This is a genomic window from Micromonospora sp. NPDC005324 (assembly GCF_040607155.1).
GTDB lineage: Bacteria > Actinomycetota > Actinomycetes > Mycobacteriales > Micromonosporaceae > Micromonospora > Micromonospora trifolii.
In genome coordinates, this window is the sequence record NZ_JBEXGE010000022.1 from 23,737 (window position 1) to 40,649 (window position 16,913).

14 protein-coding genes are annotated in these 16,913 nt (G+C 69.6%); 5 read left to right on the plus strand and 9 right to left on the minus strand.

All coding sequences use genetic code 11. The features are described 5' to 3' along the window. Nucleotides 1–175: 175 nt before the first annotated feature. Together ABZS40_RS22305 and ABZS40_RS22310 are read right to left on the minus strand one after the other, a co-directional pair. The gene (locus ABZS40_RS22305) at nt 176–1,675 is read right to left on the minus strand and encodes an FAD-binding protein (protein WP_354945247.1); all 1,500 of its coding nucleotides are present in this window, start codon (nt 1,673–1,675) and stop codon (nt 176–178) included. Between the two features lie 14 nt (nt 1,676–1,689). After that, nucleotides 1,690–2,052, minus strand: coding sequence for a YciI family protein (locus tag ABZS40_RS22310; protein ID WP_354945248.1), 363 nt, complete (start codon nt 2,050–2,052; stop codon nt 1,690–1,692). Between the two features lie 242 nt (nt 2,053–2,294). On the opposite strand from ABZS40_RS22310, the gene ABZS40_RS22315 reads away from it, so the two are divergent. After that, a complete protein-coding gene (locus tag ABZS40_RS22315) occupies nt 2,295–3,167 on the plus strand; it encodes an aldo/keto reductase (RefSeq protein WP_354945249.1) in 873 nt (290 codons plus the stop codon). A 66-nt stretch (nt 3,168–3,233) separates the two neighbouring features. Here the strand turns inward: ABZS40_RS22315 and ABZS40_RS22320 are convergent, their stop codons facing one another. Next, nucleotides 3,234–4,022, minus strand: a complete 789-nt coding sequence (locus tag ABZS40_RS22320; protein WP_354945250.1) for an alpha/beta fold hydrolase — start codon at nt 4,020–4,022, stop codon at nt 3,234–3,236. A gap of 205 nt (nt 4,023–4,227) precedes the next feature. Here ABZS40_RS22320 and ABZS40_RS22325 point away from each other — a divergent pair, with 205 nt between their 5' ends. After that, complete coding sequence (locus ABZS40_RS22325) at nt 4,228–5,586, plus strand: pentapeptide repeat-containing protein (RefSeq protein WP_354945251.1); 1,359 nt, start codon at nt 4,228–4,230, stop codon at nt 5,584–5,586. 41 nt (nt 5,587–5,627) lie between these two features. Here the strand turns inward: ABZS40_RS22325 and ABZS40_RS22330 are convergent, their stop codons facing one another. Next, the gene (locus ABZS40_RS22330; RefSeq protein ID WP_354945252.1) at nt 5,628–6,209 is read right to left on the minus strand and encodes a helix-turn-helix domain-containing protein; all 582 of its coding nucleotides are present in this window, start codon (nt 6,207–6,209) and stop codon (nt 5,628–5,630) included. Between the two features lie 221 nt (nt 6,210–6,430). Here ABZS40_RS22330 and ABZS40_RS22335 point away from each other — a divergent pair, with 221 nt between their 5' ends. From ABZS40_RS22335 to ABZS40_RS22345, 3 genes are all read left to right on the plus strand, one after another. Beyond that, the gene (locus ABZS40_RS22335) at nt 6,431–7,897 is read left to right on the plus strand and encodes an MFS transporter (RefSeq protein WP_354945253.1); all 1,467 of its coding nucleotides are present in this window, start codon (nt 6,431–6,433) and stop codon (nt 7,895–7,897) included. 97 nt (nt 7,898–7,994) lie between these two features. Continuing rightward, nucleotides 7,995–8,981, plus strand: a complete 987-nt coding sequence (locus ABZS40_RS22340; protein WP_354945254.1) for an SEC-C metal-binding domain-containing protein — start codon at nt 7,995–7,997, stop codon at nt 8,979–8,981. Between the two features lie 200 nt (nt 8,982–9,181). Then, nucleotides 9,182–9,637 carry a nitroreductase family deazaflavin-dependent oxidoreductase gene (locus ABZS40_RS22345; protein ID WP_354945255.1) on the plus strand — a complete coding sequence of 152 codons (456 nt, stop codon included), beginning with the start codon at nt 9,182–9,184 and terminating at the stop codon, nt 9,635–9,637. Between the two features lie 53 nt (nt 9,638–9,690). On the opposite strand, the gene ABZS40_RS22350 is transcribed toward ABZS40_RS22345, so the two are convergent. The 5 genes from ABZS40_RS22350 to ABZS40_RS22370 are packed head-to-tail and all read right to left on the minus strand — an operon-like array spanning nt 9,691 to nt 16,862. Beyond that, a complete protein-coding gene (locus ABZS40_RS22350) occupies nt 9,691–10,095 on the minus strand; it encodes a hypothetical protein (protein WP_354945256.1) in 405 nt (134 codons plus the stop codon). Continuing rightward, nucleotides 10,092–10,403 carry a hypothetical protein gene (locus ABZS40_RS22355; RefSeq protein WP_354945257.1) on the minus strand — a complete coding sequence of 104 codons (312 nt, stop codon included), beginning with the start codon at nt 10,401–10,403 and terminating at the stop codon, nt 10,092–10,094. The genes ABZS40_RS22350 and ABZS40_RS22355 overlap by 4 nt, the downstream gene beginning before the upstream one ends. A 59-nt stretch (nt 10,404–10,462) precedes the next feature. Next, nucleotides 10,463–11,962: a class I SAM-dependent DNA methyltransferase gene (locus ABZS40_RS22360; protein ID WP_354945258.1), complete on the minus strand. Its 1,500-nt coding sequence runs from the start codon at nt 11,960–11,962 to the stop codon at nt 10,463–10,465. Next, a complete protein-coding gene (locus ABZS40_RS22365; protein WP_354945259.1) occupies nt 11,959–13,374 on the minus strand; it encodes a hypothetical protein in 1,416 nt (471 codons plus the stop codon). Before ABZS40_RS22365 ends, ABZS40_RS22360 begins: the two co-directional genes overlap by 4 nt. Continuing rightward, the gene (locus ABZS40_RS22370) at nt 13,371–16,862 is read right to left on the minus strand and encodes a DEAD/DEAH box helicase family protein (protein WP_354945260.1); all 3,492 of its coding nucleotides are present in this window, start codon (nt 16,860–16,862) and stop codon (nt 13,371–13,373) included. Before ABZS40_RS22370 ends, ABZS40_RS22365 begins: the two co-directional genes overlap by 4 nt. Nucleotides 16,863–16,913 lie beyond the last annotated feature (51 nt).

Genomic DNA, 16,913 nt, shown 5'->3' on the forward strand with positions numbered 1-16,913 from the left:
GACTCGGGGCCGACCCCTTGCAGGCAGCGGAACAGTTGTCCAACGACGCGCGGCGCGCGTCGGGCCGGCGGGCGGAACCACACCGGGAACGTTGTGGCGACGGGCATCAGCGACCGCGCGCCGGGAATCGTACGCCTCTGTTGGCGTGCGCTGTCGGGGTGCTCCCGGCGGCGACTCACCGCGGGCGCTCGGAGGGCGGCAGGGTGGGCACCGCGTGCAGCAGGTCGCGGGGGTCGTAGCGGCGCTTGGCGTGGCGCAGCCGCGCCCAGTTCGCGCCGTAGGCGAGCCGGACCCGGTCGGTCTCCTCCGGGGCGAGCAGGTTGGGGTAACCGCCGGGCAGGGCGTGCGGGGCGAGTGCCGCCGAGGTTCGCTCGGCCCACTCGCGGTGCGGGCCGGCCTGGTCGCCGGGCGCCCAGACCGCGATGATCTCGGTCATCAGGTGATCGGTGCGCAGCCCGAACGCCGTGTCGGCGGGGCGGACCCGGGTGGCCGCGCCGTGGAAGTGGTGCACGGCCAGCGCGGAGAACGGCGAGGTGACCTGCCGGGCGGCGTCGACGAGCGTGTCCACGGTGCCGTCGGTGAGCGCTGGCAACCACCGGGTCCGCAGCAGGTAGTGGTTGCCGTCGACCATCCCGCCGTCGAACATCCGCAGCGCGTCCGCGTACGGCATCGGGCCGATCTGGTCGACCAGCGGAGTGCCCAGCGCGCGCAGCCGGTCCAGCCACGGCGCCCCGGCGGCCAGGTCCGGGCCGCTGTAGAACGGGCAGACGAAGATCACCGGCTCGCCCGCCGGGCCGGGCAGGAAACCGGCCATCACGGTCAGCTCGTCCGGTGCCTCGGCGACCAGCGCGCCGTAGCCGCGCAACACGGCCGGCGCCTCGGAGAGCGCAAACATGATCATGCCGGCCAGTACGCCGGGCAGCCGGTGCGCGCGGAAACGCAGCTCGGTGACGATGCCGAGGTTCCCACCGCCGCCGCGCAGCGCCCAGTACAGCTCGGCGTCGTGCCGGGGGTCGGCGGTGACCCGGCGACCGTCGGCGAGAACCACCTCAGCGCCGAGCAGGCTGTCCACTGCCAGACCGAACCGGCCGCACAGCGGGCCGTACCCGCCGGCGAGGGTGAGCCCGGCCATCCCCACGGCGTCGACGACGCCGGTGGGGACCACCAGGTCGTACGGGCGGGCGGCGGCGAGCAGCTCAGCCGCCGTGGCGCCGCCGCCGATGGTCACCGTGGCCGCCTCCGGGTCGACCCGCACGGCGCGCAGCCCGGTCAGGTCGAGCACCAGGGCGCCGTCGCGCAGTGCCCGGCCGGCCCAGTCGTGCCCTCCGGAGCGGACCGAGAGGGGCAGGTGGCAGCGGGTGGCGACGCGGACCGCCTCGGCCACCTCGTCGGCGTCCGCACACTGGGCCACCAGCGCGGGAGTGCGCGCCACAGCGCCGTTCCAGAGTCGGGTGGTGGCGGCGTAACCGGGATCGCCCGGCTCGTGCAGCCGGTCGCCGAGCAGGGCGCGCAGTCGGGCGGTGGCCGACGCGACATCGGGGGTGGCGGCGGAGATCATGGCGACTCCTCGACCGGGGCCGACCCACGACACCGGGTACGCCCCGGCGGCGGCCCGCGCTGGGCGCGACCGTAGCACCGCCTGGCGGGCGAGCGCCGTCACCATCACGACAGCCACCGATGGACGGAGGCTCAGCTGTCCGTCTTGACCAGCGGGAACTCCAGGGAACCGGCCGGGCAGAGGAAGGTCAGCACCTCCACCCGGTAGAGCCCGGCCTGCACCGCCGGGTCGGCCTCCAGCACGCTGCGGACGTCGTCGACGCTGCCGGTGCGGGCCAGCCCGAAGCCGATCGGCGGATCCGGCTCGCGCGCCGGCCCGTCCACTGAGCCGGCGACCAGGACGATGCCGCTTCGCTGCAACGCCTGCATGTGTTCGGCGTGCTCGGCCTGCAACCGCTGCACGGTCTCCGCGGGCAGGGCCCGCCCGGCCGCGCCGGGATAGATCACGATGCACTCGTACGTGTCGAGCGCGAAGTTGACCTGCGGCACTCCCATGGGTGCTCCCTCCGCCGTCGCGCCGGAACGCACCGGCTCCGGCCAGCGTCGCACGGACACCCCTGTCGTACCGGGCGCTTCCCGGCAACTCGGCTCGGCGCGTTGACGGCGTGTCCGCGCCCACACTCGGCCGACCGGCGGCATGTCGGCGGGGTTCCGGGGGATGATCCATCGGTGGCGGGTGGGCTCTTCACGCCCGCGCTGTCCACGCCCGCCACGACGAGACGATTGGGGATCGGGCAATGTCGACAAATATCAGTGAGCAGCCCGCGAAGGCGTCCGGCACGTACCGGATCGGTGGCGACGTCACCGTCAACCGGCTCGGCTACGGGGCCATGCAGATCACCGGCCCGGGTGTCTGGGGTGACCCGAAGGACCCGGCCGAGGCGGTTCGTGTGCTGCGCCGTGCGGTCGAGCTGGGCGTGACGTTCATCGACACCGCCGACTCGTACGGGCCGTTCGTCTCGGAGCTGCTGATCCGGGAGGCGCTGCACCCGTACGCCGACGACCTGGTGATCGCGACGAAGGGTGGGTTCACCCGCTCCGGGCCGGGCGACTGGCGCGCGGTGGGCCGCCCGGAGTACCTGCGCCAGCAGTGCGAGCTGAGCCTGCGCCACCTCGGCCTGGACAGCATCCCGCTGTACCAGCTGCACCGGATCGACCCGAAGGTGCCGCTCGCCGACCAGCTCGGTGAGCTGGCGCTGCTGCGGGAGGAGGGCAAGATCCAGCACATCGGGCTGTCCGAGGTGAGCGTCGCGCAGATCGAGGAGTCCCGGGCGATCACCACTATCGCGTCGGTGCAGAACCTGTACAACCTCGCCAACCGCAGCGCCGAGGACGTGCTGGAGTTCTGCGAGCGCAACGACCTCGCGTTCATCCCGTGGTACCCGATCGCGACCGGTGAGCTGGCCCGCCCGGGCGGCCCGCTGGACGCCATCTCCAGCGCGCACGGCGCGTCGCCCGCGCAGCTCGCGCTGGCCTGGCTGCTGCGCCGCTCGCCGGTGATGCTGCCGATCCCCGGCACGTCCTCGGTGGCGCACCTGGAGGAGAACGTGGGCGCGGCCGACGTGCGGCTCACCGACGACGAGTTCGAGGCGCTCGCCAAGGCGAGCTGACCCACCGGTCAAACTCCGTCGCACACGCCGGGGGTGGCTCGCACGGGACCACCCCCGGCGATCTGGTCAGAGCGCGAGGCAGTTGGGTCGCACCGGGCCGTCGACGAGGGCGCCACGCACGATGGTGTACGCAGTGCCGTCGAGCACCAGACCGAGGTGCCCCACCACCCGCAGCGGGCAGTACGCCTGGACCAGCACGTTCGTCGCACCGTCGTTGACGGCGGCGTTTCCGGTCGGCCGGACCAGCTCGTCCTGCAACGTGCGGATGGTGGTGTAGCGCACCGCGCCCGGCGTGTCGTCGCCGGCGTTGAGGTCGGCCAGGAACGTTGAGCCGATGGTCATCTGTTGGCAGGCCACGACGCCGGCGCAGCTGCCCAGGCCCAGGAACGCCACGATGTTGGCGACGTACGTGCCGTACTGCGGTGTGCCCAGGCTGACGTACCGGCCGACGGTGGCGGTGCCGCCGAGCCGCTTGAGGTAGTACCGGCTGACCAGCCCCCCTTCGGAGTGGGCGACGACGTCCACCGCCGCCGCGCCGGTGCTGGCGCGTACCTGGTTCACGTAGCCGGCCAACGCGCGGGCCGAGGTGGGGATGTCGCCGAGGCCCAGCCCGGGCAGTTGGTAGATGAAGGTGCGGTAGCCGTCGGCGCGCAGGCGGGCGGCGATCGGCTCGTACGCGACGGCGACGCCGCTGAGCCCGCCGACCACGATGACGGGGTTGGCCGCCGCGGCGGCGGCGAAGGGTGTCGTGGGAGCGGCGGCGGCCGGGGCGGGGGCGGCCGTCGCCGTGGCGGCGGACGCGAGCAGCGCGGCGGTGGCGAGGGCCAGGACGAGGGCGGTCTTTCGGAGCAGCATCGCTGCACCTCCGGGGGAGGCACCCGGCGAACCGGGCAGGTGGGTGGGGGGTTGTCCGGTCGACCGTGCGACGATCATCCCCGCAACAATTCAGAAACGTCAATGACTTGTTACGCGCCGGTAACCAGTTGTTCCGGCGGGGGTGCAAACGGTCAAACCGCCGCGCTCCATATCGGACGCCGAAGGTGGCTGGCATGCTGTTGCCGTGGCTGCCGACAAACCCACCGAGCGCGAGCTGCGGGTGATGCCGTGGTGGCTGGTCCTGATCGGCCTGCTGGTCGCCATCGCCCTGGGCTGGCTGGTGCTGGACCTGCTGCTCACCGAGGCCGACCGCGCCAGCCAACCGGACACCCGCGCCACGCTGCGCATCGACGCGATCCGCACCGGCCTGACCGTCGTCGCCGGCACCGGCGGAGGGCTCGCGCTCCTGCTCGCCGCCCGGCGCCAGTGGATCGCCGAACGCGCGCAGCGGCACCAGGAAGGCGTCGCCGCGCGGGACCAGGTGCACCGCGACCGGGTGCAGGCGCACGCCGAGGCGGTGGCCGAGGCCGCGCAGCGCCACCAGGAGCGGCAGTCCGGGGCCGCCGAGCACGACGCGGCGGAGCGTCGACTGACCGAGCTCTACACCAGGGCGGTCGAACTGCTCGGCAACGACAGCGCGGCGGTACGCCTCGGCGGCCTGCACGCGCTGGAGCGCCTCGGTCAGGACAACCCGGGGCAGCGCCTGACAATCGCGGCGGTGCTCTGCGCGTACCTGCGAATGCCGGCGCCGGACGGCGAGCCGCGCGAGACGGAGGTCCGACGCAGCGCGCAGCGTGTGCTCACCCGGCACCTGCGTGCGGACGACGCGGCCCACTGGCCGGAACTGACGCTCGACCTGGCCGGCGCCACGCTTGTCGACTTCGACGCGGCCGGCTGCACGCTCGTCGACGCGAACTTCACCGAGGCGGTGTTCACCGGCACGACCACCTTCGCGGGCGCGACGGCGCGGGGGCGGCTCCTACTCGGGGCGGCGACCTTCGACGAGGTGGTCTTCGACGACGTCACCGCCGAGGCGGAGGTCGTCCTCAACGACGCCCGCTTCGAGGGTCAGGTTAGCTTCGACAGAGCCGGATTCGCCGGCGGCCTGTCCTGCCGGCGGTCGCGCTTCGCCGGCCCGACGTCATTCCACCGGGCGGTCTTCGATCAGCCCACCAGCTTCGACGCGACCCACTTCGGTGACGGGACCAGGTTCCGGGCAGCCACCTTCCTCAGTGGCCTGTCGATGGAGCGCACCGAGTTCGCCGGGTACGCCGGGTTCCGCTCGGTCCGCTTCGCGGACATGGCGCTCTTTCGCTGGGCGGTGTTCGCCACCGAGGCGTGCTTCGAACAGACCCGCTTCGAAGGCCCGTCAAACTTCGGCCGGGCCCGGTTCCAGGGTGCGGGCAGGTTCGACGGTGCCGAGTTCAGCCAACCGCCGCAGGTCGACCAGGCGCGAGCAGCGGCCAGCGGCAATCACGCGTGGCCCGCCGGCACGACTGTGGAACGCCTCGACGACGAGTGGCTGCTGCTGGTCGACCGCTGACCGGTCGGATGGGCGCCGACGCGACGCGGCGGGCTGGGTCGTCAGCGCGACGCGGCTGGCGGGCGCAGGCCGTCCAGGGCCACGCCGAGCACGCGGTCGCGCTGCTCGGGTGACGGGAACTGGGCCATGGTGAGACCGCTGATCAGGCGCACCACGTCGTCGAAGCCGATGTCGTTCCGGACCACACCGGCGGCCTGCGCGCGACGCATCAGCGGCTCACCGGCGGAGAAGATCTCCGTCCGGCAACTGGCGAAGATCTCCGAGTCGTGCAGCAACTGCTCGGCGAGCGCCCGCTTGGTGGCGACGTACGCGACGAAGCGGTGCAGCCAGGCGACCAGCGCGTCCCAGGGTGGCAGCTCGGCCAGACCCTCGGCGGAGTGACACAGCGCCCGGACCTCCTCGACGTAGACGGCCTCGAAGAGGTGCCGCCGGGTCGGGAAGTTGCGGTAGAGCGTGCCGATGCCCACGCCGGCCCGGCGGGCCACGTCCTCCAGCGAGGCGGCGGCGCCGTTCTCGGCGAACGCCTCGCGCGCCGCCGTGATCAGGGCGTCGTAGTTACGCCGCGCGTCGGCCCGCTTGGGCCGCTGGGCGAAGACCTCGGGCGCCTGCCCCGCGCTGGTCATGACGTGCGTCACCTCACCCTGGTTGCATCCGGAGGAAGCCCTCCGCTAGCTTAGTGGAGGCACCCCTCCGGAATCCCGGAGGCCTGCCTCCGGTTACTCTACCTCGGGACCCGCCCGATCGTCGCCTGGCCACCCCGATCGCCCGGACCCCGACAGACCTCCCGTCACAGACGACGGGCGACAAGCCTTCCTTCCCGTACGTAATCAGGGAGTTTTCTCTCGTGGCAGTGACCTCCCGACGCAGCTCGCGTCGGCTCACCTTCACCGTGCTCGCGGCCGGCGCCGGGTTCTTCGCGATGCTCCAGTCGCTCATCACCCCGGTGCTGCCGACCATCCAGCAGGACCTGCACACCTCCCAGAACACCGTGACCTGGGTCCTGACCGCCTACCTGCTCAGCGCGTCGATCTTCACGCCGATCCTCGGACGCGTCGGCGACATGGTCGGCAAGGAGCGGATGCTCGTCGTCTCGCTCGCCGCCCTCGCCCTCGGCTGCCTGCTGGCCGCCATCGCGCCGAACATCGGCGTCCTCATCCTCGCCCGGGTCGTGCAGGGCATCGGCGGAGCGGTCTTCCCGCTGTCGTTCGGCATCATCCGCGACGAGTTCCCGGCCGCACGGGTCTCCACCGCGGTGGCCGCCATCTCGGCGATCGTCGCCGTCGGCGGTGGCCTGGGCATCGTGCTGGCCGGCCCGATCGTCAGCACGCTGGACTACCGCTGGCTGTTCTGGATCCCGATGGTCGTGGTCGGGCTGACCGCCGTGGCCGCGCACCTGTTCGTGCCCGAGTCACCGGTCCGCACCCCCGGTCGCATCGACTGGCGCGCCACACTGCTGCTCTCCGGCTGGCTGGTCGCGTTGCTGCTGCCGATCAGCCAGGGCGCCACCTGGGGCTGGACCTCCGGCCGGGTGCTCGGTCTGCTGGCGCTCGCCGTGGTGCTGCTGGTCGGCTGGCTGGTCACCGAACTGCGGTCCAGCAACCCGCTGATCGACATGCGGATGATGCGCCTGCCCGGAGTCTGGACCACCAACCTGGTCGCCCTGCTCTACGGCGCGTCGATGTTCTCCGTGTACGCGTTCCTCCCGCAGTTCCTGCAGACCCCGACCGCCGCCGGTTACGGCTTCGGCGCCAGCATCAGCCAGGCCGGTCTGCTCATGCTCCCGATGGTCAGCGCGATGTTCGTCGCCGGCATCATCGCCGGGCGACTCCAGGCCGTCTTCAGCGCCAAGGCGCAGCTCGCCACCGGTGCCACGTTCAACGTGGCCGCGTCCGCCATGCTGGCCCTCGCTCACGACACCCGTTGGGAGGTCGCCATCGCCGGTGGCCTGGTCGGCCTCGGCATCGGCCTGGCCTTCGCGTCGATGGCCAACCTGATCGTCGCCAGCGTGCCCGCCAGCCAGACCGGCGTGGCGACCGGCATGAACGCCAACATCCGCACCATCGGCGGCGCGATCGGCGCCGCAGTGGTCAGCGGCGTGATCACCGCCAACCCGCAGGCCAACGGCCTGCCCCGGGAAGCCGGCTTCACGATGGGGTTTCTCGTCCTCACGGCGATCGCCCTGGCCGCCGCGCTCGCGGCCCTCGCCGTCCCGTCCGCCCGGCGGGCGTCGGCCGGTCGCCGGCCGTCCGCCGCGACGATCGTCGAGTCGGAGCTAGCCGGCGAGTTCGCCACCATGCCGGCAACCCGCTGAGGGAACGTGTCGCAGCCCGGGCGGTTCGCCGCCCGGGCTGCGGCGCATTCCGGAGTACGCTGGCCGCTCCCTGTCCGTCGTTCCTCAGGATGCGCCCATGTCCGAGTTGCTGACCGCCGACCGCATCGACGAGATCGGCGCCCTCGGCCTCAAGAGCCCCGACCCGGCCGCGTTCGTCGCCGAGCTGGTGGGCGCCGTCGACGAGGGGCGGGTCGAAGACCCCGCCGACACCGGCTACGCCCTGCTGGTCGCCGCGGACATCCTGGAACAGGCCGGTGACCTGGCCGACGCGCTCGCCCTGGCCACCCGCGCCATCGCCGAGCAGCCGGACGACAACGCGTACGCCCGAGCGGTGCGCGGCGGTCTGCTGCTGCGCCTCGACCGCTCGGACGACGGCATGGCCGAGCTGACCGCCCTGCGTCCGCTGCTGGAGACCGACCCCGCGGCCACGTACCTGATCGACGAGCTGGCCGAGTCCGGCCACACCGACACGGCGTTGGAGTGGCTCACCGGGGCACTGGACGCCATCCTGGAGCGGACCCGCGCCCAGCAGCACGAATCCGAGGACGCCCAGGACGAGGCCGCGGCCATGATCTACGGCCTGGCCCAGCGGCGGCACAACCTGCGCGAGGAGATGGGCCTACCCCACGACGAGTTCGACGACCTCGCCGACCGGCTGCGCGCCGCCAGCACCCACGCGCTCGACGCCGTCGACGACGGCCCGGCGACGCTGCTGTTCTGGCCGAAGGCGGAGTTCGACGCGCTGCTGCTGCGGTGGCCAGCTCTCGTCGACAGCTACCCCGTCACCTGGGACGAGCACCGCGCCCAGTCCGAACGCGCCCTCGTCGACGCCTCCGGAATGGGCGGCGTCGACCTGGGCGTGGTCGTCGGTACGGTCGCCGACCTGGCGGCCTTCGTCGAACGCACCGGCAGCGACCCCACCAGCGAGGAGACCCTCGACGAGTACGCCGACAGCCTCGACGAGTCGGGCGTGACAGCCTGGCCGCCCGGCCGCAACGACACCTGCTGGTGCGGGTCCGGCGCCAAGTACAAGAAGTGCTGTCTGCCGCGCTCGCGCGCCTGATCGTTCCCCGCCGGCCTGGTCCCACGGCCCCGGGAAGCCATATCCCTTGGGAGCCTGATGCCTGTGAGTCATCACGATGACTCACAGGCATCACGTTCGACCACAACCGCCGGCACCCTCCTCAGCCCCGGCCACCGCGTAAGCCCCGCGTATGATCGACACCCCACTCGACCGTTCGACTCGACGATGAAGGCGATGGCGTGACCACACACGAGCAGGACGAGACGGTCGAGGACAGTCCGGTCGGCTGGGTCGCCAGCCACATCCGGCGCTACGTGCGGACCGACGGCGCGGACGGGGGCACCTTCCACGGCGTACCCTCGCTGCTGCTCACCACCCGCGGACGCCGATCGGGCCAGCTGCGCCGCACGGCCCTCATGTACGGCCGCGACGGCGACAACTACCTGCTGGTGGCGTCCAACGGCGGCGCGGCCAAACACCCCGCCTGGTACCTCAACCTGAGCGCCGACCCGGCGGTCGAGATCCAGGTCGGCGCGGAGCGGATCGTCGGGCGGGCCCGGACCGCGACCGGCGAGGAGCGTGTCCGGCTGTGGCCGGTCATGACGAAGGTCTTCCCGACGTACGCCCGCTACGCAAAGGAGACCGACCGCGAGATCCCGGTCGTCGTCATCGAACGCGAACCCGCCATCGATTGATAACTACCTGGACTTCAACAACACGGTCCGCGTCCGCTGAGCCGTCGAGCGCTCTAGCCAGGAAAGCGGATGACCGGAAGGTCGCCGCCATCGCCGTACGCCTTACCCTCGCTGGTCAGCACCGAGGCGTCGTGCTCAAGAACCGCTATCACGGCCGCGGCGAGGTCAACCCGACCGGTGACGACGCGCCAGTACGCCAACTCCTGCCAGTCCTCACCCCAGGTCGGCAGCACCGCGCAGGCGGGACGTTCGAGCAGTCGGTGCAGCATCGCTCGATCGCCCGGATCGTCCACAACAGCCAGCACCTCGGCCGCGACAACGGCCGGCACACCGAAACGGACCCCGTCGTGGGCCACCTCGTGGATGGGTTCGGCGACATCCATGGAACCGGCCACGTAGGCGAGCAGCGCTGAGCGGTCCAGTATCAGCCGGACCGACGGCGCGTCGGGAGTCGTCATGCCGCCGGAGCCTGGCTGCCGGAGCCGTCGAGCATTTCCGCTGCCGCACGGCGGGAACGGTCCCGCAACGCGGCACGTCGACCAGGCGACCATTCCTGCTCGACCTGCGCGCGCTGAGCCCTGGCGCGAGCCTGCCCCGCCGCCGTCACGGTCATGCCCCGGCGGGCCAACTCGGCGTCGAGATCCTCGGCACGCATCCGTGCCCGGATCGTGTCGACTACGTACGCGCTGGCGTTGGGCTCACGCTCCAAGCGCTCCGCCACGTCCTGCGGAAGCGAGAACGACTTCTTGCTCACCGATCCGGTCATACCAGAGAGCCTATCGGATCGCACCACCGATCCGACGCGACACGCGGAGTCACCTCCCCTCAGGTGTCCTTGGGCTGGGCGGCACGGGATGACAAGGCGTCCGCGATGGCGGCGAATTCGCGCAGCGCCGCCTCCAGGTCCTCGACGATCTCCTGCGCGATGACTTCCGGCGGCAGCAGCGCGTCGGCGTCCTCCAGGGAGGCGTCCTTGAGCCAAGTGATGTCGAGGTTCACCTTGTCTCGGGCGATCAGCTCCTCGTAGGAGAAGGGCCGGAACCGTTCGGTCTCCACCCGCTCGGCGCGGTCCTTGCCCGGCAGGTAGCAGTCGACGAAATCCTGGAGGTGTTCGCGACGCAGCGGGTTCTGCTTGAGCGTGAAGTGCTGGTTGGTGCGGAAGTCGTACACCCAGAGTTTTTGGGTCCACGGCTCCTCGCGGGCGCGCTTGCGCTCGAAGAAGAGCACGTTGGCCTTCACCCCACCGGCATAGAAGATGCCGGTGGGCAGGCGCAGCATGGTGTGCAGGTCGTACTGCTTGAGCAGCCGGCGGCGGATCGTCTCCCCCGCGCCGCCCTCGAAGAGCACGTTGTCCGGCAGGACGACCGCGGCCCGGCCGTCGATCTCCAGCAGCGAGGCGATGTGCTGGACGAAGTTGAGCTGCTTGTTGGCGGTGGTGGCCCAAAAGTCGTTCCGCTCGATCTCCCGCTCCTCGCGGGTGGAGCGGCCGTCTTCGCCGACCATCCGGATTGAGGAGCTGCGGCCGAACGGCGGGTTCGCGAGGACCAGGCTGTAGCGGCGGTCCGGCTCCTTGCCGAGCGCGTCCCTGATCGCGATCAGGGAGTCACCGCTGGGCGTGCCGATGCCGTGCAGCAGCATGTTCATTGCGGCCAGCCGGGCAGTGCCGTCGACCAGCTCAGTGCCGGTGATCGCACCGTTGGCGAGGCGGCGTCGCTGATCCGGGGTCAGGTCACTGCCGTGGTGCCGCTGAATGTGGTCGAACGCGGCGAGCAGGAAGCCGCCCGTGCCGCAGGCCGGGTCGGTGATGGTGTCATCGGGGTTGGGCTGCATGCAATCGACCATCGCGGCGGTCAACGCTCGCGGGGTGAAGTACTGGCCGGCACCGGACTTGGCGTCTTCGGCACCCTTGGCGAGCAGCTCCTCATAGGCGTCACCCTTGACGTCGACGCCGGCCTGCGACCACTGCTCCTTGTCAATCAGGTCGACGATCAGCCGCTTGAGCTTTGCCGGATCCTGGATCTTGTTCTGCGCCTTACGGAAGATCGTGCCCAGGGTGCCGCCCTCCCGGGCCAGGCCGGTGAGGATGTGCCGGTACTGCACCTCCAGGGCATCACCCTCGGCGTTGAGCAGCGTCTGCCAGCTCAGCTCGTCGGGCACGATCTGCTCAGGTCGAATCGACCGATTGGCCCGCTCGTCGGCCATCTTGAGGAAGAGCAGGAACGTCAACTGCTCGACGTAGTCGATGGTCGAGACGCCGTCGTCGCGCAGCACGTCGCAGTAGTTCCACAGCTTCTGCACCAACCGGCGCGAATCCACAGTGCTCACAGCGGCAGTGCCTCCTGCTGGTAGTTGTCGCCGGTCACCCTGGTCAGCGGAGCCGCCAGCTCTTCTTGTGCACGCCGGGACCGCGCCTGCTGCTTCGGCAAGGCGGCTGCCCGTTTGGCTGCGATTCGGACCAACAGTTCCGACGCCGGCTCATCGTTCGGATCCTGCTCCACAAGCCGACCTGCAGAAGCATCAGAGAGCAATCGCCTACGCAGTCTCGCGGATCTGATCATCGCTGACTTGGCGCTGACTACAGCCGCCTCCAGATGACTACGCAATTGCTCCGCCTCCTTGACAAGTGACGCCTGCAGGGGCAGCGGCGGCAATGGGATCCGTATCGCTCTAATTTTGGCGGTGTTCAAGGTGTGAAGCCCGCTCGTGGAACTCGCAACCTGCCGAAGCTGCCGAATAACGACTGGCGAATTCCAAACAAGTTCAAGGAAGGCAGGGTCAAGCGTTGTCGAGGGCCTGACTCTAATCAAGTGGTTTTGATGAACACAATCAACAACTTCGCCGCGCCAACGCGCAGCCCGACCGATCTGCTCAAAGCTTCCGTTCCCCTCGACCACCAACAGATCTCCATCAGAAAGAGAATACCTCTCGAGTTCACCCTCGAAAAGTTCCGTTTCTTGAATTTCTGAGAGGTTGAGAGTCCCGCGCAGGACGTTGGCGACTCGAAGGAAGGGGAACTTATTGAGCACCGGTCGACGTTTGGGCTGCTTCTGGATACCGCCCTGAACTAGGGCATGTTCTCCGATGCTCACAACTGGCCAGGTGGACGATCCAGGCATTAAAGATCCGTCCGCTACCGCCTCAAGCAACGACTTGTCCAGATGCCGGGCCAGCACCTCCGCTCGACCCGCAGCCACGCTCGCCCTTGCCACCCCAGCCAAGCCTTCGTCAAGCGAGGCCACGATGCGGAGTTGCTCAGCGAGTGGGGGAACGAACAGTTTCACTTTTGCGAGATTTCCCCGTGAAATTCGTTTCCGAGTGGTACCTGATTGGAATTCGAGAATCTGCCCGCGCACTTGCGGTGAGTTAAGTGCCCACATCAACCATTGGTGGTCAATAGTTGTAGCCCGAATAATGCAAACGTCCACGACTGTCACTGCCGGCCTGCCCGTGCCCGGATAGATGCATGCCCGCCCAAGCGGATCTGGCATCCGCGCAATCAGCACGTCACCAGGTGCCAGGAAGGTACACCTGAGTTCTGTGGCCTTCGACTGGGTGAGTGATCGGTTACTCCGATCACGGAACTCCCCCTCACCGACATCCGCGAGTTGAACAAGGCGCACCTCGCCGTCAGGGTCTTGATCCTTACTCTCGACCCAGTCGCCGTCGACGAAGACGCCATCGGGGTCTACCAGTTCGGCAAGAGTTGCAACGGCCCAACCGGGGGGCAAGTCGGTCACGCGCACAGCTCCTGGTTCAGTTCGTTGAGCAGCGGCTCGGCGCGCTTGCCGAACACGCCCGCGAACCCGTCGATGCCGCCGCGCTCGCTGAATGGTGCCCCCTCCAGGTCGTCTGGGGTGATCTCCACGCTGACCGCTATCACGTCCTTGATCCTCTCCAGCCACCACGCCTGATCGGCAGTGAACGTAGCGCCCGCCTGTTCCTGCTGGAGCAGCCACCCACGGAAGCGCTCCTCGACGAGACTGCGGTACGGGCGCAGCTCCTGATCGAGCCCCAACTCATACCGGATGAGGCTGACAAGATCGGTCACTCCCCTGCTGCCGGGTGCCTCCGCGGTGCGGCCGAGCAGCACGTAGGACTTCCACAGCGACTCCGGCGTCCACGCCTGCGGCGGCCGAGCAATCCGCTTCGCGAGTTCGTTGAGCTGGTCGTAGCCCACCCGACCCCGCCCCTCGAAGAAGACCTGCAACGCGGTGATCTCGTCGCGGTGCTCCTCCAGATAGTCGTGCCAACTCTTCACGGTGACCTGGGCGCGTTCCTCGGGCGGCACGCCGGCTGCCGAGATCAGCTTGTCGGCGTTCACCTCGTCGATGGTGATGTCGTGCGCCCGCCTGATCTCCAGGATGCGTTCGCGCAGCGCCGGGTTCGCGGCGAGCGGGCGCAGCGCGCCGGCCAACAGGTCGCGTACGGCGTCTGGGCCAGCTTCCTTGGCCGGATTGAGCTGTTCGGGGGCGACCGCGTCGACCAGGCCCCGCACGATGCCGGTCAGCGGCTGGTCGGCAAGGTCGGCCAGTTCGGCGCGCTCGTCGTCGGTCAGCTGCTGCTCCAGCCTGGCCAGCCGGGCGGCGAGCGTGGCCACCTCGTCGGAGTCGGCGGTCAACGTGCCGGCCTTTTTGAGCAGGTCGCGCAGCGAGATCTGCCGTTCGGTGTGTCGTTGCAGGGGCACGGCCTCGTCCAGGTCGGCTTCGGTGACGCCGACTGCATCTACGATGACGAACCGGTCCTTGACCTCGGCGTCGGGCGTGACGGCCTGGAACTCCGCCGCGTCGATGGTGCGGGCGCCACGGCCCTTCATCTGCTCGAAGTACGTGGCGCTGCGCACCGGCCGCAGGAAGAACACACACTCCAGAGGCCGGACGTCGGTGCCGGTAGCGATCATGTCGACGGTCACCGCGATCCGCAGCTCGGGGCTGTTGCGGAACGCCTGGATGAGGGTGTCCGGGTTGTCGCCACCTTTGCGGGAGGCGTAGGTGATCTTCGCGGCGAAGTCGTTGCCCCGCCCGAAGACGACCCGGACCATCTGCACGATCTCTTCGGCGTGGTTGTCGTCCCGCGCGAAGATCAGCGTCTTCGGCACGGTCGACCGACCGGGGAAGATCTCGGTGAAGAGCTTTTCCCGGAACGTCTCGAGCACCAGTTTGAGCTGCCCCTTCGAGATGACCGACCGGCCGACTTGGCTGCCGCCGTACGTAAAGTCGTCTTCCAGCTCCTGGTAGCGCTCGGCCCGGGTGCGGCGGTCTCGCAGCGGCACGACGGTGCCGGCCTCGATGTCAGCGCCCTTCTCGGTGATCTCCGTCTTGATCCGGTACACGTCGAAGCTGACGTTCACGCCGTCGGCGACCGCCTGCTCGTAGGTGTACTCGGAGACCAGGTTCTGCTGAAAGAAGCCCAGCGTCTGCTTGACAGGCGTGGCCGTCAGCCCGACCACGAACGCGTCGAAGTACTCGATGACGGCCCGCCACTTGCCATAGATCGAGCGGTGGCACTCGTCGACCACAATCAGGTCGAACGTCTCCGGCGGAAGGTGCCGGTTGTAGGCAACTTCGGCCGGCTGGTCCAACTCGTAATCGTCGTACGCGCGGTCGTCGAGATCCACGTCCGGCAAGTCGTCGCCGCGCAGCGCGCCGTGGAGGCGCTGGATCGTGGAGATGACCACGTTCGAGGAGTCGAGCATCCCGGCACCGGAAAGCCGGTCGACGTTGTACAGCTCGGTGAACTTCCGCCCGTCGTCCGGGGTCTGGTAGCCCGCGTACTCCCGCAGGGTCTGCTTGCCGAGGTTGTTGCGGTCGACCAGGAACAGGATCCGCGCGGCGCGGGCGTGCTTCAGCAGCCGGTAGCTACTGGTGACCGCCGTGAACGTCTTGCCAGCGCCGGTGGCCATCTGGATCAGCGACCGCGGGCGGTCCTCGGCGAGTGAGCGTTCCAGCCCGTCGATAGCGTCCACCTGGGCGGGCCGCAGGCCGAGCCGGTCCAGCGCCGGCATCCGCCGCAGCCGGGCCCGCAACGTCGGCGCCGACCGGTCGTCGTCGGCCTCCCGCATCCACCGCGCGAACGTCTCGGGCCGATGGAAGGCAAAGACCTCGCGGGTACGCGGGAACGGGTCGAGCCGGTTGACGAAGGCGGTCTCGGTGCCCGTGGCGACGTAGCCGAAGGGCAGCGGATCGTCCCGGCGCCATGCGGCGAGCTTCTGCTCGGCGGTGAGCCCATTAAGGTAGCGGTCGAGCTGCGCCTCGACCCCGCGCGGCGCGGTCCCCTCCCGTTTGGCTTCGATCACGCCGATCAGCCGCTGGTTGACGTAGAGCAGGTAGTCGGCCCGGCCGGTCGCCAGGGTCACCTCCCGCACGGCGATGCCGGTGCCGGCCCAGAGGTTGATCTGGCTCTCGTCCTGGACGACCCAGCCGGCCGCGCGCAACTGCCGGTCGATCTCGACTCGGGTCTGGATCTCGTTGAGCGGTTCGTGGGAGGCACGACGGGCGCGGGCGATGAACTCCTCGCGTCGAGCGGCCGAGACCTTGGCCGTCGCCTTGCTGTCCAACGCAGCCTGCTCGGCCTCGGCCGCTGACTTGAGGCTCGCTACCAGCGCAGCGGCCTGATCGCGGCGAGCGTCGGCATCGCGAACGGCGCGATCCGCGGCGACCATCGCATCCGCCTGGGCCTGCGCCAGCGACGCCTTGCCTTCGAGCAAGAGCTTGGTCTGCGCCAGCTCGTCCTTGTAGCGCTGGATCTCGGCCTGGAGCCCGTCGGCATTGCTCTGCGACACCTGCTGAGGCGGCGGGGACGGTGGCACGAAGCCGAGCGGGGTGCGGTCGCCCGTCAGCGCCCTGTGAAACCAGACCCCAAGCTCGAAGCAGGTCCGCAGCATGTCCAGCGCCGCACGCACCTCACCCAGGTGATCGTGTACGGCCTTGTTGCCCTGATCCCGGAGACGGTCGAAGGCGTGGTAGGTCTCCGCCACGAGCGTGCCATCGCCATACAGGGCCTGAACCCGGTGGTAGAAGTCGTTCTTCTGCGGCTTCGCACCGGTGCGCCTGACGAGATCCTTGGCCATCTCGTCGCCGAAGGCGCGGATCTTGAACATCGCGGCCTGGGCATCGACATAGACGAGCAGCTCAGCGCCCGCGCCGTACCAAACCAGTAGCGAATGTTCCTTGAGGAACCCGAAGTTGGCAGACTGCTCTGCCAGACGTCGTACCTGTCGAGGATCCACGACACTCCACGTGGCTAGCCTGCGGTGAACACGTCAGGATAGGGACGATCA